Source organism: Thermostichus vulcanus str. 'Rupite', from assembly GCF_022848905.1.
In the GTDB taxonomy this organism is placed as follows: Bacteria; Cyanobacteriota; Cyanobacteriia; order Thermostichales; family Thermostichaceae; genus Thermostichus; species Thermostichus vulcanus_A.
This window is the reverse complement of record NZ_JAFIRA010000046.1, coordinates 22,067-28,066: the sequence shown is the minus strand read 5'-3', so window position 1 is coordinate 28,066 and position 6,000 is coordinate 22,067. Positions and strand designations below refer to the sequence as shown.

The 6,000-nt window shown below is 53.4% G+C and carries 8 protein-coding genes; 4 read left to right on the top strand and 4 right to left on the bottom strand.

Annotated elements, in window-relative coordinates; all coding sequences use genetic code 11:
* A partial coding sequence (locus JX360_RS14460; protein WP_244352300.1) for a transposase occupies positions 1–104 on the top strand: 104 nt, incomplete at its 5' end.
* Between the two features lie 146 nt (positions 105–250).
* Here the strand turns inward: JX360_RS14460 and JX360_RS14455 are convergent.
* Positions 251–661 (bottom strand): rhodanese-like domain-containing protein, encoded by a 411-nt coding sequence (locus JX360_RS14455; RefSeq protein ID WP_244352294.1) that lies wholly within the window; start codon positions 659–661, stop codon positions 251–253.
* 149 nt (positions 662–810) lie between these two features.
* On the opposite strand from JX360_RS14455, the gene JX360_RS14450 reads away from it, so the two are divergent.
* The 3 genes from JX360_RS14450 (at position 811) to JX360_RS14440 (ending at position 4,729) form a co-directional block, all read left to right on the top strand.
* Entirely contained in the window at positions 811–1,758 is a 948-nt protein-coding gene (locus JX360_RS14450) for a nucleoside hydrolase (RefSeq protein ID WP_244352292.1), read from the top strand.
* 11 nt (positions 1,759–1,769) lie between these two features.
* Positions 1,770–2,918: a BMP family lipoprotein gene (locus JX360_RS14445; RefSeq protein WP_425244418.1), complete on the top strand. Its 1,149-nt coding sequence runs from the start codon at positions 1,770–1,772 to the stop codon at positions 2,916–2,918.
* Between the two features lie 248 nt (positions 2,919–3,166).
* Complete coding sequence (locus JX360_RS14440) at positions 3,167–4,729, top strand: right-handed parallel beta-helix repeat-containing protein (RefSeq protein WP_244352288.1); 1,563 nt, start codon at positions 3,167–3,169, stop codon at positions 4,727–4,729.
* 55 nt (positions 4,730–4,784) lie between these two features.
* On the opposite strand, the gene JX360_RS14435 is transcribed toward JX360_RS14440, so the two are convergent.
* From JX360_RS14435 to grxD, 3 genes are read right to left on the bottom strand one after another with little or no spacing between them, the layout of a single operon-like run.
* Positions 4,785–5,141 (bottom strand): phage holin family protein, encoded by a 357-nt coding sequence (locus JX360_RS14435; protein WP_244352286.1) that lies wholly within the window; start codon positions 5,139–5,141, stop codon positions 4,785–4,787.
* 50 nt (positions 5,142–5,191) lie between these two features.
* A complete protein-coding gene (locus JX360_RS14430; protein WP_244352284.1) occupies positions 5,192–5,548 on the bottom strand; it encodes a BolA family protein in 357 nt (118 codons plus the stop codon).
* Between the two features lie 17 nt (positions 5,549–5,565).
* Complete coding sequence (gene grxD / locus JX360_RS14425; protein WP_425244417.1) at positions 5,566–5,907, bottom strand: Grx4 family monothiol glutaredoxin; 342 nt, start codon at positions 5,905–5,907, stop codon at positions 5,566–5,568.
* Positions 5,908–6,000 lie beyond the last annotated feature (93 nt).

Below are 6,000 nucleotides of genomic sequence, written 5' to 3'. Positions count from 1 at the left end.
TGGAGGGAATCAACAACCGGATCAAGGTAATCAAGCGACAAGGGTATGGGTTTACCAACATGACTAACTTCAGAGCTAGATTATTAGCAGCTTTCTGGCCTTAGTAATCCTTGATCACCATAAGTCCAGGAGAGCCGGTCTGAAACACAAATATAAAATTAAAATTTAAAATTAAAATATAAATCCGTCCTGTTAGCTTGCTTCCGCGCTAGCAGTAGAACGGGGCTTTAGACCCAAGTTTTCAAATTTTTTAGTAAGTGGGCAATGACGGATCCACCTCACAGGCCCAGGCGTGGATGCCGCCACTAATATTGTGAACCTGAGTAAACCCGTGGGCCTGTAACCAATGACTCATTTGGGCCGAACGAATGCCGTGATGACAGAGGACAAAAGTGGGCTGGTCGGGGTTCAGCTCTGCCAGGATCCGTTCGCTCCACTCCTCGTACTGGCTGAGGGGATAGTTACGAAAGCCCAGCTCATTCAAATTCACCCGCTCCAATTCTGCCGGCTCCCGCACATCGATCAGCTGAAAAGAGCCGGGTTCGCGCAGGGGAGCGTAGCTCTTACGGTGACTGGTCGCATCCCGCAGTTGTTTGGCCAGCTGTTGGGGCGTAATCGAGCGGATCGCGCTAGCAGGATGAAGTCCCTCAGAATTAGACATAAACCCTCGACTCGAGCGGGCACTTTACCTCAAGATACACCTGCTATATCCTGCAACCGCTCCAGTTTCAAGCTAAAGCTGACCTAAACTTTCGCCCTCAGACGGCTTCCGATCGGTAAGATGACAGGTTATTTGGGTGTTGCCTGGATATGGCTTTGCAGCGCTTTTTGATCGACACGGACACTGCCGGAGATGATGTCACCTCGATCCTCTTCGGGCTGCTCTGGCCCAACAGCCGGGTTGAAGCCATCACCATTTGTGCGGGCAACCTGGATCTAGAACAATGCAGCGAAAATGCCCTTTACACCTTGGAAGTGGCGGGAAAAGCCGGGATCCCCGTATACCCCGGAGCTAGCAAGCCTCTGGTGGGCAAACTGGTTACAGCAGCTTATGTCCATGGGGAAGATGGCATGGGCAATTCTTTTTTTCCCAAGGCCAAGCAGCGCCCAGAGTCTCTGTTTGCCCCGGCTGCGATTGTAGAACTGGCCAACCGCTACGCCGGAGAATTACAAATCATCGCCCAAGCCCCCCTGACGAACCTTGCGCTGGCCCTAGCCCAAGACCCCACCCTGCCGCAAAAGGTGAAAAAGCTCTGGATTATGGGCGGCACCAACAATGCGCTCGGTAACATTACTCCAGCGGCTGAGTTCAATTTTTATGTCGATCCGGAAGCAGCTCAAATCGTTTTGCAAGCTGGGTTTGATGTGGTTCTTTCCCCCTGGGATTTATCGGTTAGCGATGGTCTGCTGACGCAAGAAGAGTTAGAACCGATTTTATCTCTAGATACTCCTCTCAGCCGGTTTTACCTAGCTGTGAACCGGGTGGCCTGGGAGTTCAACCGCTCTCACCCAGGTGGAGGTGGTCTGAATGGCATTACTCATCCCGATTCTTTGACGATGGCGATGGCCTTGCAACCGGAACTGATTCGGGAAAGTCGTCGTCACTACGTGGATGTTGAATGTCGGGGGGAGCGGACCCGCGGCTATAGTTTGGTGGATCGTTTGGGCATTATGGGCCAGCCCGCCAATGCTGAGGTTGTGCTCAGAGCGGACAAATTGGCTTTTCGTGAAATGTTAATTAAGCTACTGGGGCATTAGGAATCATGATGATGCAAAAACAAAAAACATTGGGGATCTCTTTAGTATTGACAGGAGTACTGGCAGGGCTGCTGGCGATCAGCCATTCTGCTCAAGCTCAGTCTGTACGGGTGGGCATTGCCTTTGGAGAAGGCGGTAAAAATGACCGCAGTTTTAATCAATCGGCTGCCGAAGGGGCGGAACGGGCTAAGCAAGATTTTGGCGTTCAGGTGTTTGATTTTGAGCCGACGGATCCCTCGCAACTGGGGCCAGGGGTGCGTAAGTTTGCCGAAGAAGGCTTTGATGTGGTGATAGGTGTAGGCTTTGCTCTGGAACCGGCGGTGACTGCCAGTGCTGCAGAGTTCAAAGATGTGAAGTTTGGCTTGGTGGATTCTGTTTCTCCCGAAGAAGATAACGTGGCTAGCCTTCTCTTCCGGGAACATGAGGGATCCTTCCTGGTAGGCTACATTGCCGGCAAACAAACCCAAACCGGGGTTGTCGGCTTCTTGGGCGGCATGGATATTCCCTTGATCCACAAGTTTGAGGCGGGCTATCGGGCAGGGGTGGAATACGCCTGTGCCGAAGAGGGGATCACCTGTCGCGTCATCGCCAACTATGTCGGGACGACACCGGCTGCCTGGAATGATCCGGCCAAAGCCAAAGAGATTGCCGCCGCCCAAAAAGCACAGGGGGCAGATATCATCTACGCAGCCGCTGGGGGATCCGGCCTGGGGTTAATTGACTTTGTTAAGCAAGAACGGTGCATCAAAACCGCCGATCTGCCCAGCGGGGTGAGCTTCATTCGGGATCCCTTTGCGGATGTGCCTAAGCCGGCTGATTACGCCAATGTCTGCAGTGGCGATAGCCGTCCGATGTTCTTTATTGGGGTGGATGCCAACCAAAACTACTTGGGGGATACCGACAACAACCCTGCCACCCTCAACCACGGCCTCACCTCGATGCTGAAGCGGGTGGATGTTGCCACTTATGACGTGATTCGGAGTGTGGTGGAGGGCAATTTTGTCGGTGGCATTCAAGACTTTGGTCTAGAGAATGAGGGTGTGGGCTATGCCCTGGATGAGTACAACGAAGCCCTGATCCCTGCGGATTTGGTGGCGGCTGTAGAAGCCGTGAAGCAGCAGATCATTGACGGCTCCATCGAAGTGCCTGAGGAACGTTAAAGTCCGGCTACCTGAGGGGGTGGAAAGCCTTCTTGTTCTGTTCCCTCAGGAAAGAGGTTCTTAGATGTTCTTAACTTTGTTACCAATTCATTGCGGCTCCCTTTCAAGGGCTTGACTCAATAGGGGATCCCATTCGACGATACTTCTGCTAAGGGTATCCAATTCTGCTTGGCCACCTGAACTTTGTCGTGGTGGTTGGCTGCCTTGTTATACCTTGACCTGCAAGCTGTTGCGAAGGACTCTCCACTATGGCTGGCCAAGCCTCTAAATTTGGGATGGGGATCCGTTCCCTGTTTCTGCCTCTTTTGGCAGGGATTGCCCTCGGCTGTGGAGGCGGTGGCACAGGGGGCCCTCCTTCTCTCCCTCCATCTGGGTCGGTCACTCTACGGGTGGATCCCGTGAATGGCCCCTTTACCAAGCTGGCGGATGCCACTGCAGAGGCCCAAAGGCTACAAAATGCCACTGCCGGACTAGAAGTGCTCATCGAAATTTTGGGGGCAGGAAGTGAAACCCTACAAAGCAATCTGGCGCTGGATGGCGGCGATGGCACCAATGGTGGGCGCATTCGCATTACCAGCTCTGTCACCTACGAGATTTTGACCGGGCTCTTCGACTTGATCGTGGCCAGCCAAACCAGCTTGCAAGGGGTCGAGGTGGTGCTAGGGGGGGGACGAGTCCAGGTGAACAATGGCACCTTTCAACCCAGCAAAGTCACCCTCAATGACCCCCGCTCCAATATCTCCGTCAATGGCAATGCTGCTGTTCTAGAGGGAGCCTTGGGGCAACTGGCCCAGATCTTGTGTCAACAATTTTTGGATCCCTGTGTGCAAGTCTCTGGGGATGGCCGGGTCAGTCGAGTCTCGCCGATTGTCAGTAAAGCCGGTGGGGTCGGTATTGGCACCGTGCCGGGCAGTAATCCTACGATTGAGAACAACACCATTCTCTTACAGGCGTTGGGGGCTTTGGCTGCTCGCTATAGCGATAACTCGGGTGGGGTATTCCGGAACAACCAAATCGAAGGGGATCCACCTACAGCTAGCTTGGCGCTTCAGTCTCGACAAACGGGCAGCAGTGGCACGACCGGGATTCAACTGGATGGGGCGGGTTCTGTGCCGGCGATTCAGTCCAACAGGATTGGTGTGGGTGGAATTGCGGGGAGCTTCGGGATCCTTATTTTGCAAGGGACTCAGGCCCGTACTATTTCCGGGAATACTTTTCTGGCTAGGGGGAATGGGACAGGTATTGCGATTCAGGTGGCTCCTGGTACTCCGGCAGCTGTGGTGGCGACTTACCTAGCTAATAATGGCTTCCAGGGGAATTTCGCTCAGACTGTCACTGGAGGAGCAGCAACCCCAACTCCGACTCCAACATCAACCCCAACTCCAACTCCAACATCAACTCCGACTCCGACTCCAACATCAACCCCAACTCCGCCACTGGGTACTGGCCCGATTCAGATCACCCTTAGCTGGAACACAACTGATGACCTTGACCTGTATGTCACGGATCCCGGTCAGCAAACCGTATCTTTTGTGAATCCAAGTATTCCTTCTGGAGGGCGGCTGGATGTGGATGCCAATGCCAATTGTGCTGGAGTCATCACGAATCCTGTCGAGAATGTCTTTTGGATCTCTACTCCCCCCACAGGGACATATCGGATCGAGGTAGCATTGTTCCAACGGTGTTCCCAATCGACTGCGCCCATTCCCTTTACGGTGACACTGCGAAAGAATGGAGTTGTTGCACAGGTTTTCAATGGGTCGGCCACTTCGACTGGATCGGCGGGTCGATTTACTTTTTCCTTCCCCTAACATTCGGAATTTTACCTGAGAATGCGGGTAGGAACAGGGACTCTCAGGCTCAAAGCTAGGTCTTTGTCCCGGTCAGAAACACGCGATGCACCAAACCACTGACCATCGAGAGCACGATCGCCCCAATAAAGGCCCAACCAAAGTTATCGATGTTAAATGCATCACCGGCTAGGGCATCGGCAATCGCCAGACAAATGCCATTCAAAATCAGCCAAAACACCCCGAGGGTGAGGATGGTAATCGGCAAGGTGATCAACTGCAAAAACGGTTTCACCAGGCCATTTACCAATCCAATCACCAGAGCCGCCAGCAATGCTCCACCAAAGTCAGAGACATGGATCCCAGGTAGGAGCCAGGCCAGAATCATGACGCTCAAGGCAGACATTAGCCAAGTGGCCAACAGAGTTGCCATGCTTCCTCCGCTGCTGTGGTGCTTAGTCCGTGGTTGCTTCCAGTTCTATATTAACTGGGCTGGGCAGAACTAACGGGGCTTGGCAGGGATCCCGTCCACTGCTCAGGGCTATAGGTTTGTAGGGCCAGAGCATGAATACTGCTGCCCATCTGCTCCGCCAGAGCCCCATAGACCATGCGGTGCTGCTGCAACGTTGTTTTGCCCGCAAACAAGGGAGAGACAATTTCAACCCGATAGTGCCCGCCAGCCCCTAAGGGATCCCGTTGCCCTCCATGGCCGACATGACGATGGGATTCATCCTCCACCTGCACATGCAGTGCTTGCAGTTGGTCTATCAGGTGTTGCCGCAGTTGCTCAGGGGTGATCATGCCCACAGACTTGGAGGAAGGGGTCTCTTCAGATGACAAACTAGAGAACCAGCTACTTAGGACTGAACAGCTGTCCCAGCAAACGCTGCCTCTAGTAAGGGACGCAACTCATTGCGGGAGTGCATTTCTTGGATAATGTCGCAGCCCCCCACAAATTCACCGTCGATATACACCTGTGGGATGGTCGGCCAGTTGGAAAATTCCTTGATGCCCTGACGAATCTCAGGATCCTCCAGCACATTGACCGCCGCATAGGGGAAACCCAAACTGTCGAAAACGCGCACCGTCGCGTAGGAGAACCCACACTGGGGCATTTCTGGAGTGCCCTTCATGTAGATCAACACTTTGTTGGCACGGATCTGGTCACGAATTTTCTCTTCCAAAAGGGGATCCAGCATGGTGAGCAAGCCGATAGAGCAACAACAGGTGACAGGACAACCACTATCCCATCCTGATCTCATTCTCATCCACTTCTGCTCAACGTCAACGGA

What these genes read in the sequence shown, in the direction of transcription:
- JX360_RS14455 (WP_244352294.1), bottom strand. Translation starts at nt 661, where the DNA reads ATGTCTAATTCTGAGGGACTTCATCCTGCTAGCGCGATCCGCTCGATT.
- JX360_RS14450 (WP_244352292.1), top strand. Translation starts at nt 811, where the DNA reads ATGGCTTTGCAGCGCTTTTTGATCGACACGGACACTGCCGGAGATGAT.
- JX360_RS14445 (WP_425244418.1), top strand. Translation starts at nt 1,770, where the DNA reads ATGCAAAAACAAAAAACATTGGGGATCTCTTTAGTATTGACAGGAGTA.
- JX360_RS14440 (WP_244352288.1), top strand. Translation starts at nt 3,167, where the DNA reads ATGGCTGGCCAAGCCTCTAAATTTGGGATGGGGATCCGTTCCCTGTTT.
- grxD (WP_425244417.1), bottom strand. Translation starts at nt 5,907, where the DNA reads ATGCTGGATCCCCTTTTGGAAGAGAAAATTCGTGACCAGATCCGTGCC.
- JX360_RS14435 (WP_244352286.1), bottom strand. Translation starts at nt 5,141, where the DNA reads ATGGCAACTCTGTTGGCCACTTGGCTAATGTCTGCCTTGAGCGTCATG.